General features: G+C 65.8%; 15 protein-coding genes. 3 read left to right on the top strand and 12 right to left on the bottom strand.

Going from position 1 to position 16310, the window contains the following annotated elements:
* Positions 1 to 59 precede the first annotated feature (59 nt).
* The gene (locus tag ACNR9O_RS17535) at positions 60 to 2582 is read left to right on the top strand and encodes a penicillin-binding protein 1A (protein WP_473686465.1); all 2523 of its coding nucleotides are present in this window, start codon (positions 60 to 62) and stop codon (positions 2580 to 2582) included.
* A 107-nt stretch (positions 2583 to 2689) separates the two neighbouring features.
* A complete protein-coding gene (locus ACNR9O_RS17540) occupies positions 2690 to 3367 on the top strand; it encodes a hypothetical protein (protein WP_473686463.1) in 678 nt (225 codons plus the stop codon).
* 69 nt (positions 3368 to 3436) lie between these two features.
* On the opposite strand, the gene ACNR9O_RS17545 is transcribed toward ACNR9O_RS17540, so the two are convergent.
* The 7 genes from ACNR9O_RS17545 to rpoZ all read right to left on the bottom strand — a co-directional run bounded on the left by ACNR9O_RS17545 (position 3437) and on the right by rpoZ (position 11618).
* Entirely contained in the window at positions 3437 to 4732 is a 1296-nt protein-coding gene (locus ACNR9O_RS17545) for a citrate synthase (RefSeq protein ID WP_473686461.1), read from the bottom strand.
* 242 nt (positions 4733 to 4974) lie between these two features.
* Positions 4975 to 5220 carry a type B 50S ribosomal protein L31 gene (locus ACNR9O_RS17550; RefSeq protein WP_473686458.1) on the bottom strand — a complete coding sequence of 82 codons (246 nt, stop codon included), beginning with the start codon at positions 5218 to 5220 and terminating at the stop codon, positions 4975 to 4977.
* 125 nt (positions 5221 to 5345) lie between these two features.
* Entirely contained in the window at positions 5346 to 6278 is a 933-nt protein-coding gene (locus ACNR9O_RS17555) for a nucleoside hydrolase (protein ID WP_473686456.1), read from the bottom strand.
* Positions 6279 to 6389: 111 nt separating this feature from the next.
* The gene (gene recG, locus ACNR9O_RS17560; protein ID WP_473686454.1) at positions 6390 to 8504 is read right to left on the bottom strand and encodes an ATP-dependent DNA helicase RecG; all 2115 of its coding nucleotides are present in this window, start codon (positions 8502 to 8504) and stop codon (positions 6390 to 6392) included.
* An 82-nt stretch (positions 8505 to 8586) separates the two neighbouring features.
* The gene (locus ACNR9O_RS17565; protein WP_473686452.1) at positions 8587 to 8970 is read right to left on the bottom strand and encodes a RidA family protein; all 384 of its coding nucleotides are present in this window, start codon (positions 8968 to 8970) and stop codon (positions 8587 to 8589) included.
* Between the two features lie 53 nt (positions 8971 to 9023).
* Complete coding sequence (locus ACNR9O_RS17570; protein ID WP_473686450.1) at positions 9024 to 11189, bottom strand: RelA/SpoT family protein; 2166 nt, start codon at positions 11187 to 11189, stop codon at positions 9024 to 9026.
* 138 nt (positions 11190 to 11327) lie between these two features.
* Positions 11328 to 11618 (bottom strand): DNA-directed RNA polymerase subunit omega, encoded by a 291-nt coding sequence (gene rpoZ, locus ACNR9O_RS17575; protein ID WP_026633813.1) that lies wholly within the window; start codon positions 11616 to 11618, stop codon positions 11328 to 11330.
* A 210-nt stretch (positions 11619 to 11828) separates the two neighbouring features.
* Between rpoZ and ACNR9O_RS17580 the strand changes: the two genes are divergently transcribed.
* Positions 11829 to 12689, top strand: coding sequence for an MlaA family lipoprotein (locus ACNR9O_RS17580; protein WP_473686448.1), 861 nt, complete (start codon positions 11829 to 11831; stop codon positions 12687 to 12689).
* Positions 12690 to 12739: 50 nt separating this feature from the next.
* Here the strand turns inward: ACNR9O_RS17580 and ACNR9O_RS17585 are convergent, their stop codons facing one another.
* Genes ACNR9O_RS17585 through ACNR9O_RS17605 form a run of 5 tightly spaced genes read right to left on the bottom strand, consistent with a single transcriptional unit; the run spans position 12740 to position 16274 of the window.
* Positions 12740 to 13036, bottom strand: a complete 297-nt coding sequence (locus ACNR9O_RS17585; RefSeq protein WP_473686446.1) for an STAS domain-containing protein — start codon at positions 13034 to 13036, stop codon at positions 12740 to 12742.
* The gene (locus ACNR9O_RS17590; protein WP_473700813.1) at positions 13033 to 13707 is read right to left on the bottom strand and encodes an MlaC/ttg2D family ABC transporter substrate-binding protein; all 675 of its coding nucleotides are present in this window, start codon (positions 13705 to 13707) and stop codon (positions 13033 to 13035) included. The genes ACNR9O_RS17585 and ACNR9O_RS17590 overlap by 4 nt, the downstream gene beginning before the upstream one ends.
* A 41-nt stretch (positions 13708 to 13748) precedes the next feature.
* Complete coding sequence (gene mlaD / locus ACNR9O_RS17595; protein WP_473686442.1) at positions 13749 to 14627, bottom strand: outer membrane lipid asymmetry maintenance protein MlaD; 879 nt, start codon at positions 14625 to 14627, stop codon at positions 13749 to 13751.
* 49 nt (positions 14628 to 14676) lie between these two features.
* Positions 14677 to 15444: a lipid asymmetry maintenance ABC transporter permease subunit MlaE gene (mlaE, locus tag ACNR9O_RS17600; RefSeq protein WP_473686440.1), complete on the bottom strand. Its 768-nt coding sequence runs from the start codon at positions 15442 to 15444 to the stop codon at positions 14677 to 14679.
* On the bottom strand, positions 15441 to 16274 hold the full coding sequence (locus ACNR9O_RS17605; RefSeq protein WP_473686438.1) for an ABC transporter ATP-binding protein: 834 nt from the start codon (positions 16272 to 16274) through the stop codon (positions 15441 to 15443). Before ACNR9O_RS17605 ends, mlaE begins: the two co-directional genes overlap by 4 nt.
* Positions 16275 to 16310 lie beyond the last annotated feature (36 nt).

The following is a 16310-nucleotide window of genomic DNA, read 5'->3' on the forward strand; positions in this document are numbered from 1 at the left end:
GAATGGTGCTACATCTATACTCTGTCGTGTTTTGACTCAGGTCTCGCAATATTCACACCATGCAAATTCTCAAGCGTCTGCTGCGCTGGGTACTGATCCTTGCTTTCACCGGATTGCTGCTGGCTGTCGCCGCGGTCGGTGTGGCGTATTGGCTGGTCTCGCCGCGCCTCCCCTCCGTCGCGGCTCTCAAGGACTATCACATGCAGGTGCCGCTTCGCGTGCTCAGCGCGGACGGCAAGCTGATCGCCACCTTCGGCGAAACCCGGCGTATCCCGGTCAGCATCACTAACGTGCCAGAGCGTCTGAAGCACGCGGTGCTGTCGGCCGAGGACAACGACTTCTACCGCCACCCGGGCGTGGACTGGCACGGCATCGCCCGAGCGGGCTGGCACGTGGTCGTCTCTGGTGGCGACAAGGGGCCGGGTGGCTCGACCATTACCCAACAGGTTGCGAGAAACTTCTTCCTCAGCCCCGAGAAGTTGTACTCGCGCAAGCTGACGGAGATCTTCATCGCCCTGCGCATGGAGAACGAGCTGTCCAAGGATCAGATCCTGGAGCTCTATCTGAACAAGATGTTCCTGGGCCACCGCTCGTACGGGGTCGCCGCGGCCGCTTCGTACTATTACGGCAAGACCCTGGATCAGCTGACCAATGCCGAGAGCGCGATGATCGCCTCGACCTTCCAGCTTCCCTCGGTGGTCAACCCCCTGAACAACCCCAAGCGCGCCCTGGCCCGCCGCAACTGGGTGCTGGGCCAGATGCTGCAGAACCGCTTCATCACCAAGGCCGAGTACGACCAGGCGATCGTCGAACCGAACGACGCCTTCCCGCACGAGCCGCCGATCGAGCTGGACGCCCCCTATCTGGCCGAAATGGTCCGCCTGCAGGCGCTTGACCGCCTCGGCAACGAAGCCCTTACCGAGGGCTACGTGATCAAGACCACCGTGCAGAGCCACCGCCAGCAGGCTGCCGTCGATGCGCTGCGCGCTGGCCTGATCGACTACGACCGCCGCCATGGCTGGCGCGGCCCGGAGGATCATCAGGAACTGGCCGAGGGTGCCGGTAACGAGGAACTGGACCGCGTCCTCTCCAGCTACACGGATATCGCCGGCATGCGCCCGGGCGTCATCACCGGCGTGACCGGCAGCGAAGCCACGGTGTATCTGTCCAGCAAGGAACAGGTGAAGCTCGGCCTGGATGCGGTGGCCTGGGCCAAGCCCTATGTCAACGAAACCCGCGTCGGCGCGCCGCCCAAGAACGTGGCGGCGGTACTCAAGCGCGGCGACGTGATCCGCGTGTCGCGCACCGAAAAGGGTGAGTGGGAGCTGGCGCAGATCCCGAAAGTGCAGGGTGCGCTGGCTTCGGTCAATCCGGAGGACGGCTCGCTGCAGGCGCTGGTGGGAGGCTTCAATTTCTTGCGAAGCAAGTTCAACCGCGCCGTGATGGCCGCCCGTCAGCCTGGCTCAAGCTTCAAGCCCTACATCTACTCGGCCGCCTTCGAGCGGGGCTTCACGCCGGCGTCCATCGTCAATGATGCGCCGCTCGCCCTGCCTGACCCCTCGCGCCCCGACGGTCTGTGGACACCGTCCAACGACGACGACAAGTTCGACGGCCCAATCCGCCTGCGCGAAGCGCTGGTGAAGTCGAAGAACCTGGTGTCGGTGCGCCTGCTCGATGCCATCGGGGTGCGTTTCGCGCGCGACTACGTCACGCGCTTCGGTTTTTCGATGGACGCACTGCCGCCGAACCTGTCGATGGCGCTGGGCACCGCGTCCGTATCGCCGATGGGCATGGCGCGAGGTTATGCGGTGTTTGCCAATGGCGGCTATCTGGTGACGCCGTACTTTATCAGCGAGATCGACGACCGCGACGGCAAGCCCGTGTACGTCGCCAACCCGGCGCGCGCCTGCCGCACCTGCCAGGAACGCCTGCTCGATACGCGCCCGCCCGGCCCGCCGCCGGCCAATGCGATCGCGCCCGCCAACTCGGTGGCCAGCGCCGCCAGCGCGCCGGCAGCAGCCGGCAGCGCCGCCGTGGGTGAAGCGGTGCTGCCCGCAGACGCACATGGTGCCGGTGAGCATCCGCCGGCGCTGGCGCCGCAGGTGATCGACGTGCGCAACGATTTCCTGATCACCTCGCTGATGAAGGACGTAATCAAGCGCGGCACCGGCTCCGCGGCCATGGCGCTGGGCCGCGACGACCTCGCCGGCAAGACCGGTTCGACCAACGAGCACCGCGACGCCTGGTTCGTCGGCTTCAACGGCGACCTCTCGACCGCGGTATGGGTCGGCTTCGACGACTTCAGCTCGCTCGGCCGTGGCGAGTTCGGCGCCAAGGCGGCGTTGCCGATCTGGATGGATTACATGGGCGCGGCCCTGAAAGACCTGCCCTCTTCCACGCTGTCCATGCCGCCTGGCATAACCACGGTGCAGATCAACCGCTCCAGCGGCCTGCCGTCCGAGGCAGGCGACCCCAACGGCATGCCCGAGATGTTCAAGGTGGAAGACGTCGACCGCCTGCGCCAGCAGGCCAGCCAGCAGCAGGAGGACTCCGAACAGCAGCACGCGTACGACATCTTCTGAGCGCGTCCGGCGGACGGCTTCCGGCCGTCCGCTCCGCGTGGCCGCACGATGCGGCCGCACCTCCCACACGAGAGTCCGCATTACCGACCGAGGAGGGATACAAGACCATGGCCCGAGGCGAGCATCACCGCATCCACGCGCAGGACCGCGTCCAGCGCAACCGCCTGCGCATCGCCCAGGAAGCCGCACGGCTCATGAGCGAGCACGGCATCCGCGATTACCACCACGCCAAACTCAAGGCGGCCGAGCGACTGGGCATCCTCGAAGCGCAGGCCCTGCCTCGCAACAACGAGATCGAGGACGCGCTGCGCGAGCACCAGCGCATTTTCCACGCCGATAGCCAGCCCCAGCTGCTGCAGAAGCGCCGCGAAGCCGCGATGGAGGCAATGCGCTTTCTGAGCAACTTCGAGCCGCGGCTGGTGGGCGCCGTACTGGACGGCACCGCCGACAGCCATTCGGCTGTCTGTCTCCACGTTTTCAGCGACGACCCCGAAGCCGTGGTGTTGTTCCTGCGCGAGCACGGCGTGCCGGTGGAAACCCAGACCCGCCGCTTGCGTGTCAGCCGCGACGAACAGGTCGAGTATCCCGTGCTGCTGTTCGCGGCCGACGAGCTGCCCTTCGACATCACCGTGCTGCCGACGAACGCCTTGCGCCAGCCGCCGCTGGACCGCGTCGATGAGAAACCGATGCGTCGCGCCTCCCTCGCCACGGTGGAAGCCATGCTCGCCGAGGACGAAAGCGATACCGACGACTTCGAAAGGAAACTCACCGCCGCCCTTCGCTGAGCCAAGGGGCCCCGGAAACGAAAACGCCCGGCTTCGCCGGGCGTTTTCGTTCTGCCTGTCGCTACGGGCTCAGCGCTTGTCGGCCGGCACGTAGTCGCGCACGTTGGCGCCGGTGTAGATCTGGCGCGGACGGCCGATGCGCGAACCGGGGGTTTCGTGCTGCTCGATCCAGTGCGCGATCCAGCCGGCGGTGCGGGCGATGGCAAACATCACGGTGAACATCTCGGTCGGGATGTTCAACGCCTTGTAGATGATGCCCGAGTAGAAATCGACGTTCGGATACAGCTTGCGCTCGACGAAGTAGTCGTCCTTCAGCGCCGCCTCTTCCAGCTTCAGCGCCACTTCCAGCAGCGGATCGTTGACGCCCAGCTCGCCAAGCACCTTGTGGGTCATCTCGCGGATGATCTTCGCGCGCGGATCGAAGTTCTTGTACACGCGATGGCCAAAGCCCATCAGGCGGAAGTTGTCGTTCTTGTCCTTCGCGCGCATGACGGCGGTCTCGACCTTGTCGGCCGTGCCGATCTCCTCGAGCATCTTCAGCACCGCTTCGTTCGCGCCGCCGTGCGCCGGACCCCACAGCGCGGTGATGCCCGCGGCGATCGAGGCGTACGGGTTGGCGCCGGTCGAGCCGACCAGGCGGACGGTGGAAGTCGAAGCGTTCTGCTCGTGGTCGGCGTGCAGGATGAACAGCAGGTCCAGCGCCTTGGCGGCGACCGGACTCAGGGTCAGCGGCTCGCTCGGCACTTCGAACATCATGTGCAGGAAGCGATCGACGTATTCGAGGTTGTTGCGCGGATAGCGGAACGGCCAGCCGATCGAATAGCGGAAGCAGGCGGCGGCGATGGTCGGCATCTTCGCGATCAGGCGGATCGCAGCCAGCTTGCGGTCCTCGGCGTTATCGACGTCGATATCGTCGTGGTAGAAGGCCGACAGCGACGCGACCGAGGCAGCGAGCATGGCCATCGGATGCGCATCGTGGTGGAAGCCCTTGAAGAAGTCCTTCAGGGACTCGTGCATCATCGTGTGATGCGTGATCTGGTCTTCGAACTTGGTGAACTCGTCCTTGCTCGGCAGCTCGCCGTTGAGCAGCAGATACGCCGTTTCGAGGAAGCTCGACTTCTCGGCGAGCTGCTCGATCGGGTAGCCGCGGTACAGCAGCACGCCCTGGTCGCCGTCGATGTAGGTAATGGCGCTCTTGGTGCTCGCGGTGCTGCCGTAGCCCGGGTCGTAGGTAAAGTGGCCGGTATCCTTGTACAGCGTGCCGATGTCGACGCAGGCCGGACCGAGCGTACCGCTCAGCAGAGGCAGCTCGCTGCTGCGGTTGTTCGACTCATCCACCAGCTTGACGGTCTTGGTATCGGACACGGAAACCTCCTTCGCGAATGTCGCCGCCGGTCACCGAGGGTGGCGGCCATGGCGGGGGAATAGACGCATCGCGCTGGGGATGGCGCGATGCAACGCCGCCCATTATCACACATCACCCGCCGAACATCCCTTGGCGAATGGTCGGATGGCGGAAACGCAAAAACGCATGGGGCGAGCTTTCGCTCGCCCCATGCGTGCCTGTGACCAGCACGGCGCTGCGCGCCGCGGCAAGCAGTCCGCGCTTACTTCTGCGCGTAACGGCGGCGGAACTTGTCCACGCGGCCGCCGACGTCGAGCGTCTTCTGCTTGCCGGTGTAGAACGGGTGCGAATGGCTGGAGATATCCACCTTGATCAGCGGGTACTCGTTGCCGTCTTCCCACTTGACGGTTTCCTTGGTGGCAATCGTCGAACGCGTCAGGAACGCGAAGTCGGACGACAGGTCCTGGAACACCACCGGGCGGTAGTTCGGATGGATATCGGGCTTCATGACGGACTCAAAGCGGTGGGTGAAAAGAGCGGCAGTATAACGACACTTCACCGCCGGAGGCAAGCCGGTCAGTCACTTGCCGGCGCATGGAGCCCATTCGCGGCCTCCACATGCCCGGCGCCGGCTCAGGCGGCGCCCAGCGCGCGTCTCACCATGGCCGCGAAGCGGGCCTGATCGACCTCCAGCACGATCCGGGCGTTGGCGGGATGGCCCAGGCGGCCGGCCCAGTCCACCACAGTCGCGCCGCGCGTCAGCCTGCCGTCCAGCTCCACCGCCGCATGGCGCTCCTCGCTGCCAGTGACGATAGACGGATCGATCGCCACCGCCATGGCCAGCGCGTCCGCCGCGATGATGCCGCGGCGCTTGCTGCCCGCATTGAAGGCCCGGGCGGTGCGGAACACTTTGCCGAAGAAGTCGGCGCGCTTGTCGCCCGCAGCCAGCCAGGCATCGAATTCCTCTTCCTCGAAGGCATGGCGCAGGGTCGCTTCCCAGTCGACCAGGTCAAACTGCGGAAAGGCTTCGAACACCACGTGCGCGGCCTCAGGATCGAAACCGATATTGAACTCCGCCGGCACCTTGCCGGTGTTGCCGTGGCCGGTCACTGCGCCACCCATCACCACCAGACGCTTTACGCGCTGCGGCAAGGTCGGGTCCAGCCGCAGCGCCAGGGCGACGTTGGTCAGCGGCGCGAGCGCCACCAGGGTCAACTCGCCCGGACGCTCGCGCGTCAGTCGCAGCAGCGCCAGCGCGGCCTGCTCGTCCGCCGCCGCGGTCGCGGGCTCGGGAAAACCGACGTCGCCGAGACCGTCTTCGCCATGCACGAAGGCGGCGTCTTCTTCCGGCAGCCGCACCAGCGGCGTCGGGCAACCCGCGAACACCGGCACGCCGCCGCCGACCAGGTCGACCAGCGTGCGTGCATTGCGCACGGTGTGACCCAGGCCGACGTTGCCGGCGGCGATGCTGAGACCGGCGATATCGGCATGTGCATGCGCCATCAGGATGGCGAGGGCGTCGTCCACGCCCGGATCGGTGTCGATGAGGAGTTGCGGCTTGGTCATAGGCATCGCGAAATCAGCGGAGTCATGCCTCATATCACTTCCCGTGAGGCGAGGTACGGGCGAAACGTCGAGTATGCAGCCCCGTCGCGCGATTCTCCATGCCTAGGCGCGCTAGGCATGCGCGTAACGCGCCGCGCCACCGATCCAGCGTTCGATCAGTTGCTCGGCCCGCTTCGGGTGGTGCCGCAGCAGTTCGGCGCCGACTTCCTGCACGGCGGGAAGCAAGTGCGCGTCGCGGGAGAGATCGGCGATGCGGAAACTGAGCTGGCCGGTCTGCCGCGTGCCGAGCACTTCGCCGGGGCCGCGCAGCTCGAGATCTTTCTCGGCGATGCGGAAACCATCGTTGGTATCGCGCATGACCTGCAGTCGTTCGCGCGCCAGCTGGCCCAGCGGCGGCTGGTAGAGCAGCACGCAATTGGACGCCACCGCGCCGCGGCCCACCCGACCGCGCAGCTGATGCAGCTGGGCCAGGCCCAGGCGCTCGCTGTTCTCGATCACCATCAGGCTGGCGTTGGGCACGTCCACGCCGACCTCGATCACGGTCGTCGCCACCAGCACCGCCAGTTCGCCCTGCTTGAAGGCGTCCATCACGGCCTGCTTTTCCTTGGGCTTCATGCGGCCGTGAATCAGGCCGACGCTGCAGTGATCGAGCGCGGCGGAGAGTTCCGCATGCGCGACTTCCGCCGCCTGCGCGCGCAACTGCTCGGACTCCTCGATCAGCGTGCATACCCAGTAGACCTGCCGCCCTTCGAGACAGGCTGCATGAATGCGCTCGATGACGTCGATGCGACGCGCGTTCGAGATGGCGATGGTCTGCACGGGCGTGCGTCCGGGCGGCAGTTCGTCGATCGAGGAGACATCCAGATCGGCATAGGCGCTCATCGCCAGCGTGCGCGGAATCGGCGTGGCGGTGAGCACCAGCTGATGCGGTACCTGATCGCCTTCCAGCCCTTTGTCGCGCAAGGACAGGCGCTGCTGCACGCCGAAACGGTGCTGCTCGTCGACGATGACCAGGCCCAGCCGCGCGAATGCCACGCCTTCCTGCATCAGCGCGTGTGTTCCGATCACGATCGGCGCGCCGCCAGCCACCCGTTCCAAGGCGTGTTGGCGGGCCTTGCCGGTGACCTTGCCGGCGAGCCATTCGACTTCCACATCCAGCGGCTGGAGCCAATGGCGGAAATTGCGCAGGTGCTGCTCGGCCAGCAGTTCGGTCGGCGCCATCAGGGCGACCTGATAACCGGCCTCCACGGCGGCCAGCGCAGCGAGTGCGGCGACGATCGTCTTGCCGCTGCCGACGTCGCCCTGGACCAGACGCAGCATCGGGTGCGTCTTCGCCAGATCCGCTGCCACGTCGTCCGACACCCGACGCTGTGCGCCGGTGAGCGCGAAAGGCAAGCTGTCCAGCAGGCGCTGCCGCAGATGTCCGTCGCGACCCAACGCGGGCGCATGCCGCCGCTTCACCGCCGCGCGCATGCGCTTGAGGCTGAGATGCTGGGTCAACAATTCTTCGAAGGCCAGACGCTGCTGTGCGGGATGACGCCCCTGCAGCAGTTCACCGACCGACGCATCGGGCGGGGGCCGATGCGCGTACAACAGCGCTTCGCGCAGCGAGGTCAGCCCGTGCGCCGCGCCGAGTTCCGTCGGGATGAGTTCCAGCTCGCGGTCGGAGGGCAGCACGGCCAGGGCCTTGGCGATCACGCCCGCCAGCCGTTTCTGGCCCAGGCCTTCGGTCGTCGGGTAGACCGGCGTCAGCCGTTCTTCCACGGCAGCTTCCGCCTCGTCGACCAGGCGCTGGTACTGCGGATGCACCATCTCCAGCCCCTGCGCGCCATGGCGCACCTCGCCGTAGACCAGCAAACGGCAGCCGGGCTTCAGCAACTCGGCCTGGGCGCGATGGAAATGGAAGAAGCGCAGCAGCAGGGTGTGGCGGGAATCGTCGCTGATCGCCACCTTCAGTTGCGGCCGGTAGCGGAAGCCGCGTTCCACCGCCTCCACCACGCCCTCGACCTGGGCGCGCTCGCCCGCACGCAAGTCGGCGATGGCCGCAATCTGCGTGCGATCTTCGTAACGGAGCGGCAGGTGGAACCAGAGATCCTGCATGCGCTCGAGGCCGAGTTTCGCCAACGTCTCGGCGAGCACCGGCCCTACCCCGGGCAGCGTGGACACCGGCGCCAGCCCGGGATCGCGGGAGGCGTCGGAAGCGGATCGTGAAGATGAGGCGGGCATGCCGCACAAGCCTAGCGGAGCATGGAGCGCACGCGTAGCGGTGGCGCCGACGGGATTCGTCGGCGCTCCGCCATGGGCGATGTCAGTCGAGCACCATCACGGCATCCACCTCCACCTCGGCGGCCTTGGGCAGGGCCGACACCTGGATGGTGGAACGCGCCGGATACGGTGCCTGGAAGTACTGCGCCATCACCTCGTTGACGGTGGCGAAATTGGCCAGGTCGGTAACGTAGATGCCTACGCGCACGATCGAAGACAGCGAGCCGCCCGCCGCTTCCGCCACCGCCTTGAGGTTGTCGAACACGCGGCGGGTCTGGGTGGCGATGTCACCTTGCACGAGGCTGCCGGTCGCCGGGTCGAGCGGAATCTGGCCGGAGAAATACACGGTGTTGCCTGCGCGCACGGCCTGCGAGTACGGACCAATCGCGGCAGGAGCCTGTTCAGTGGAAATGATGCTGCGGGACATCGCGCGGACCTCGGGCGAAGAAAACCCAAGTGTAGGGCGCGCGGACCGGAAGTCTACAGGGGATAGCGGTACGCGCCGCTCACCACGCCAGTGCGGCGCACGCGGCGGATCACGTCGGCCAGATGCTTGCGGTTCTTCACTTCGAGAGCGAACAGCAGCGTTGCCGCCGCGCTGTCGCGCTCGACGTACTCGACGTTCTCGATGTTCGAGTTGGCGGCGGCGATCGCCGCGGCCACGGTGGCGAGCACGCCTGGGCGATTGATCACCTCGATGCGCAACTCCGCACGGTAGTCGCCTTCGACATCGCGGTCCCATTCAATCGCCACGCAGCGCTCCGGCGACTTGCGCAGCTCCACCACGTTCGGACATTCGACGCGGTGCACGACGATGCCCTTGCCGGTGGAGAGGTAGCCGATGATTTCGTCGCCCGGCAGCGGATGGCAGCAGTTGCCGAAGCTCAGCACGCCGCGCTCGGCGCCGGTGATGCGGATCTTTTCCACCACGTGCTGCGACGGCGCGGCGGCGCCCTTCTGCTTGCCGCGGGCGGCGAGCAGCTGGCCGGCGACCAGGTCCGGCATGCGATTGCCCAGCGCGATGTCCGCGAGCAGCTCTTCCAGCCGCTTGAGCTTGGACATCTCAAGGAAACGATCCAGCACCCCCGCCGGAATCGCATCCAGGCTCGAGCCCTGTGCGTCGAGCGCGCGGTCGAGCATGCGGTGCCCGAAGTCCACCGCATCCTCGTGCTGCAGATGCTTCAGGTACTGGCGAATCGCAGTGCGCGCCTTGCCGGTGACTACCGATTCGAGCCACGACGGATTCGGCACTGCCGACGGCGCGGTGATGATCTCCACCAGCTGGCCGGACTCCAGGCGTGTGCGCAGGGGCAGCAGCTTCTTGTCCACGCGCGCCGCCACGGCGTGGTCGCCCACGTCGGTGTGCACGGCGTAGGCGAAATCCAGCGCAGTCGCGTTGCGCGGCAAGGAGAGAATGTCGCCGCGCGGGGTGAACAGATACACCTCGTCCGGGAACAGGTCGATCTTGACGTTCTCGATGAACTCCGACGATGACGCCGTGTTGGCCTGGCTGTCGGCCAGCGAGGAAAGCCATTCGCGCGCACGCGCCTGTGCGCTGTTGGCCGGACCGCTGTCGGTCTTGTAGGCCCAGTGCGCGGCTACGCCACGTTCGGCGACCGAGTCCATCTCCGCCGTGCGGATCTGCACCTCGATCGGTGCGCCGAACGGCCCGAGCAGCACGGTGTGCAGCGACTGGTAGCCGTTGGCTTTCGGAATCGCGATGAAATCCTTGAAGCGCCGGTCGACCGGTTTGTACAGCGAATGGACCGCGCCGAGCGCCATGTAGCAGCTCATCGCGCTCTCCACCACCACGCGGAAGCCGTACACGTCCATCAACTGCGCGAAAGTCTTGTGCTCGCTGCGCATCTTCGAGTAGATGCTCCACGGCGACTTGATGCGACCGATCACCTTCGACGGCAGGTGCTCGCTGCCCAACCTGGCCGACAACGCCGCTTCGATCTTGCCCATCGCTTCGCGGCGGTTGCCCAGCGCGGCGCGGATGCGCTCGCTGATGACACGGTAGCGGTCCGGATGCAGGGCCCGGAAACCGAGATCCTGCAGTTCCGCCTTGAACTTGTTCATGCCCAGGCGTTGCGCGATTGGCGCATAGATCTCCAGCGTCTCGCGCGCGATGCGGCGGCGCGATTCGTGATCCTTCGCCCCGAGCGTGCGCATGTTGTGCAGGCGATCGGCCAGCTTGATCAGGATGACGCGCAGATCGCGCGCCATCGCCAGAAGCATCTTGCGGAAGCTTTCGGCGTCCGCCTCCTGCCGACTGCGGAACTGCATCTTGTCCAGCTTGGTGACGCCGTCGACCAGTTCGGCGACCGCTTCGCCGAATTCCGCAGCCAGTTCGGTACGGCTGAGGGAGGTGTCTTCCAAGGTGTCGTGCAGGATCGCCGCGATGATGGTTTCGGCGTCAAGGCCGAGTTCGGCGAGGATGCCGGCCACGGCGACCGGGTGGGTGATGTACGGCTCGCCGCTCTTGCGCGCCTGACCCTCGTGGGCCTGAGCACCGACCTCGTAGGCGCGGAGCACCCGGTTGATCTGGTCTTCCGGCAGGTAGGCCACGCGCTCCTTGAGCGCCAGCACATAAGGCGGCAGCGACAACGTATCCACGGTCCCGGGATGCGTGGCCGCATTCATGGGGCGTTGGCCGCCGCTCAGGCAGCCACCTCATGAAGAGAGAGGGACATGAAGCGCTCGACCAGAACGACGCACCAGAGCAATACGCCGGCGGAGCCGGCGTGCGTGGAGCGTCGTTTACAGCCGGCGCCGTCCATCTCAGTCGTCGCCGCCCTTGGACAGGTCGTCGTCGACTTCCGCCGCGGCCCACTCCAGCGCCTCTCGCTCCGCACGCTCGCGCTCGGCGCGGTCGATCTCGTCGATCGTGGCCTGGTCGATGCGGCGGTCGGCGATTTCGCGCAGGGCGACCACGGTCGGCTTGTCATGGTCGGGATTGACCGCCGGCTCGGCACCCTTGGCGAGCTGGCGGGCGCGCTTGGTCGCCATCAGCACCAGCTCGAAACGGTTGTCGACTACCTCGAGGCAGTCTTCCACGGTAATGCGTGCCATATGAAATCCTTAGGGAATAAAGCGACTTATAGGTCGCCAGTTTAGCCAGAGGGCGCTTTCCTGGCAATGCAGCATGGCCGTATCATGCACGGTTCAGCCGGCCTGCAGCGCCGACCGGCGAGACTTCCGCGGTTGGTACACAATATAAGAACCAAGCAGTACAATTAATCCTTTCCCGTCAATCTCGCAGCGGAACAGGACCCGATGCCGATGTCATCCAGCTTTTGCCGCTCCCTGTTGCGTCCGCTGCTTCTGCTCGCCGTGGCTATCCTGGCCGGCTGCAGCATTGCCAAACCGCGCACGGACGATCCGCACGAGCAGTTCAATCGCAAGGTCTACGCCTTCAACGATTCAGTCGACCAGGCGGTGATCCGCCCGGTGGCGGTGGGCTATCGCAAGATCACCAATCCACCGGTACGTCGCGCGGTCAGTGATTTCTTCACCAATATCCGCATGCCGATCACGGTGGCCAACGACCTGCTGCAGGCCCGGCCGATGCAGGCGGCACGCAGCACCGGGCGCTTCCTGGTCAACCTGACCCTGGGCGTGGGCGGCTTCTTCGATCCGGCCAGCCAGCTGGGCCTGCCGCTGGAAGACAACGACTTCGGCATCACCCTCGCCCGCTGGGGCATGCCGGAGGGCGACTTCCTGATGCTGCCCCTGGTCGGCCCGACCACGGTGCGCGACGTCTGGCGCCTGCCAGTGGACAGCTATTTCTTCGATCCACTGAGCTATTACGCGCGTAACAACCATTACGACTACGGCCAGCAGTACATCCCTCAGGTGCTGTACCTGGTCACGCTGCGCTCGCGCGCGATCGATGCCGAGAACTTCCTGAAGTCGGCCTACGATCCTTATGTGTTCATGCGCGACGCCTATCGGCAGCAGCGGCTCTACCAGATCTACGACGGCAATCCGCCGGCCGACGTGATCGAACAGATGCAGGGCCTGAAGGAAAAGGACTTCGATCCCGACGAACTGCTCAACGAGCAGCATCAGTGGGAAAAGACGCAGCAGTCCCAGCAGAAACCCGCCGCCGGCGAGCCGCCGCAGAAACCCGCTCAGAACTGAGTCAAAAAAAGAGGGGCCGCGAGGCCCCTTTTTCATGGACGCGCGACGCGTCAGGCGATCAGCGCGTCCACCTCGCAGACCTGCGCCAATACGCGCATGCCCTCCGGCACGTTGCTGAGGGCCAGCTTGCGTCCGCGCGAGGCTGCCTCGGCCAGGACCGCCAGTACGCAGGCCAGGCCCGCACTGTCGCTCCGGCTCACCCCGGCCAGGTCGACCCGGCGACAACCATCGGACGCTACCGCGGCATTGATCGCCGACAGGGCCTGCGCCGCGGTGGCGAACGTCAGCGCGCCGGATACCACCAGGGCATCCGGCGCGGCGCGCGTCACTTCGAAGGCGTCGCTCATCCCTGCGCGGCCTTGCCGTCCTTGTCCATTTCCTTGAGCGCGTCGGCACCCTTGTTCTTCAGGTCGGTAATCAGCTTGTCCAGACCGCCCTTCTTGATCTCGGCGTCGACCTGATTGCGATAGTTGGTGATGTACGAGATGCCTTCGATGATCACGTCGTAAGCCTTCCAGTCGCCGTCGCGCGACTTGCGGAATGCGTAATCCACCGCGACGGTCTTGCCATCGTCCAGCACGACCTGGGTGCGCACCACCGTGCGCTTGTCGTTGAGGTCGCCGCTGAAGGGCAGCACCTTCACGCGGCCCTGCGTGTAGCTGAGCAGGCCTTCGGCATAACGGTGGGTGATCGAGTTGTAGAAGGCCCTGGCGAATTCCGCCCGCTTCTCCGGCGTGGCTTCGCGTGCATGCTGGCCCAGCACCAGGATCGAGGCGTAGTCGATATCGAAGTGCGGCAGGAACACATCGTCGATCACCGAGATGAGCTTTTCCTTGTCCTTCTTCAGCTCGGTCTGGTGGCCTTCAATCGCCTTGCCCAGCTGGTCGACGATGCTTTGGGCGACCTGCTGCGGCGACTGACTGGCGGCCGGCGCCTGGGAGACGGCCTGAGCGAAAGCCGGAGCGGCGACGAAGCCGGTGAATGCGATGGCGGTGGCGAAGGCCAGACTGCGCAGCATCATGGGAGAACTCCTGGGATCGACCTTGAGTGACGACCGGCTCAGTGCTTGCCGGCCTGGGGGGAGGAAGAGGAAGAAGAGGAGGCGGCGCCATCGGCCTTCTTGTCGCCCGAGCCGCTGACCAGGAACTTGCCGATCAGATCCTCGAGCTGCAGCGCCGACTGCGTCAGCACCATCTCGTCACCGTCCTTGAGCATGTCTGGCGAGCCGCCGGGTTGCACCGCAACATACTGAGTGCCGATCAAACCGCTGGTGAATACCGCCGCGGCCGAATCGTCAGGAATCTGGCTGTATTTCTTGTCGATCGACAGCTCCACCTCGGCGTCCAGCTTCACCGGATCGGCCTTGACCGACTTGACGCTGCCAATGGCCACACCGGCCATCTTCACCGGGGCACCGGTGGACAGCGCGCCCACATTGGTGAAGCGGGCCTTCACGGTATAGCTACCGCCCAGGTTGTCGGCGGCGCCACCGGCGCCAAAGAACTTGCCGAGCATTTCCTCCAGCTGCTGCGCCGGTCGCGTCAGTGCCAGGCTGCCGCCGTCGGCCAGCGCCTTGGGGGAGTTGCCGTACTGGATGCCGACGTACTGGTCGCCCAACAGGCCGCTGGTGAAGATCGTCGCGACCGAATCGGCCGGAATCTTGTCGTAGCGCTTGTCGATGGCCAGCTTCACATCGGCCGTCTCCTTGCCCGGGTCGAGCACGATCGACTGCACCTGGCCAACGCGCACGCCCGCCACTTTCACCGGCGCCCGCTCCTTGAGCTGGCCGATGTTGGCGAAATGCGCCTCGACGGTATAACTCGGCCCGCGACTGGTATTGGCCACGGAGGTGGTCTGCGTGGCGAGGTAGCCCAGCGTGGCGAAGCCGAGCACGATGAACAGGCCGGTGCCGACGGCGTAGGAGGGTCTCTGGCTCACGGCACGATCCTCGAGGTCGAATGGATGGAGAGGTTGTTCATGAAGGCGCTCACATCAGGAAGGCGGTGAGCACGAAGTCGAGCGCCAGGATAGCGATCGACGAGGCCACCACGGTGCGCGTCGTGGCATACGCCACGCCCTCGCTGGTCGGTGGCGTGGTATAGCCCTGGAATACGGCGATCAGCGAGACCACGGCGCCGAACACGGCGCTCTTCCACAGCACGCCGTTGATCACGTCCTTGCCCACCTCGACGGTGGCGGTCATGTTCGACCAGAAGGTGCCGTTGTCGATGCCCAGCCAGCTCACGCCGACCAGGTGGCCGCCGAAGATGCCCATCGCGCAGAACACACAACACAGCAGCGGCATCGCAATGAGGCCGGCGAGGAAGCGCGGCACCGCGACGTAAGCGATCGGATCGACCGCCATCATTTCCATCGCGGCGATCTGGTCGGTGGCGCGCATCAGGCCGATTTCCGCCGTCACCGAAGTGCCCGCCCGGCCGGCGAACAACAGCGCGGTCACGACCGGGCCCAGTTCGCGGTAGATCGCGATCGCCACCACGGTGCCGGTCGCCGAGGTGCCGCCGAAGATCGACAGCACGTCGTACAGCTGCAGCCCCAGCACCATGCCCACGAACAGGCCGCAGACCATGATGATGATCAGGCTCATCGCGCCGACGAACCACAGCTGGCGCACCGTCTCGCGCATATGGCGCAGGCTGCGCGGCACCGCGGCCAGGATCTGCAGCAGGAACAGCCCGCACTCGCCGATCTGGGTCAGCGAGCGGGTCACGATGTTGTCGCGCGCGGCGCTCATGCGCCCCCCTTGAAACCGAGCGAGGCGGCGTAATCGCCGGCCGGATACTGGAACGGTACCGGACCGTCGGCATCGCCACCGAAGAACTGCTTCGTCCAGGGCGAACCGTCGCTGGCGATGGTCTTCGGATCGCCCTGCGCCACCACTTTGCCGTTGGCGATCAGGTACACGTGATCGGCCACCTGCTGCACCGCCGCCAGTTCGTGGGCCACCAGCACGCTGGTGATGCCCAGGGTCTGGTTGAGCGTGCGGATCAGCTTGAGCACCTGATTCAGTGCGATCGGATCGAGGCCGACGAACGGTTCGTCGTAAAGGATCAGCATGGGGTCGAACACGATTGCACGGGCCAGGGCCACGCGCCGCGCCATGCCGCCGGAAAGCTCACTGGGCATCAGCCGCGAGGCGCCGCGCAGGCCGACCGCCTGCAGCTTGGTCAGCACGATGTTGCGGATCAGCACTTCCGGCAGCTCGGTGTGCTGGCGCAGCGGGAAGGCCACGTTCTCGAACACGTCGAAGTCGGTCAGCAGCGCCGAGTTCTGGAACAGGTAACCGATGCGCTCGCGCAGCTCGAACAGCTGCTCGCGATTGAGCCCGGACACATTCATGCCGTCGACCTGGACTTCGCCGGCCTGGCCACGCATCTGCCCGGTGATGTGCTTGAGCAGGGTGGTCTTGCCGGTGCCGCTGGGCCCCATGATGGCCGTGACCTTGCCGCGCGGGATATCCAGGTCCAGCGCGTCGAAAATCGTCTTGCCGTTGAGCACCGTGGTCAGGCCACGGACGCGCACGATGGCGCTGTCGTCAGGCTTGGCGCGAACGGAGTCGGTCATGGGCGAAGTTGCCAAGGGAAAGGCGTCCAAAGTAGC

The organism is Dyella sp. CR10, from assembly GCF_055814425.1.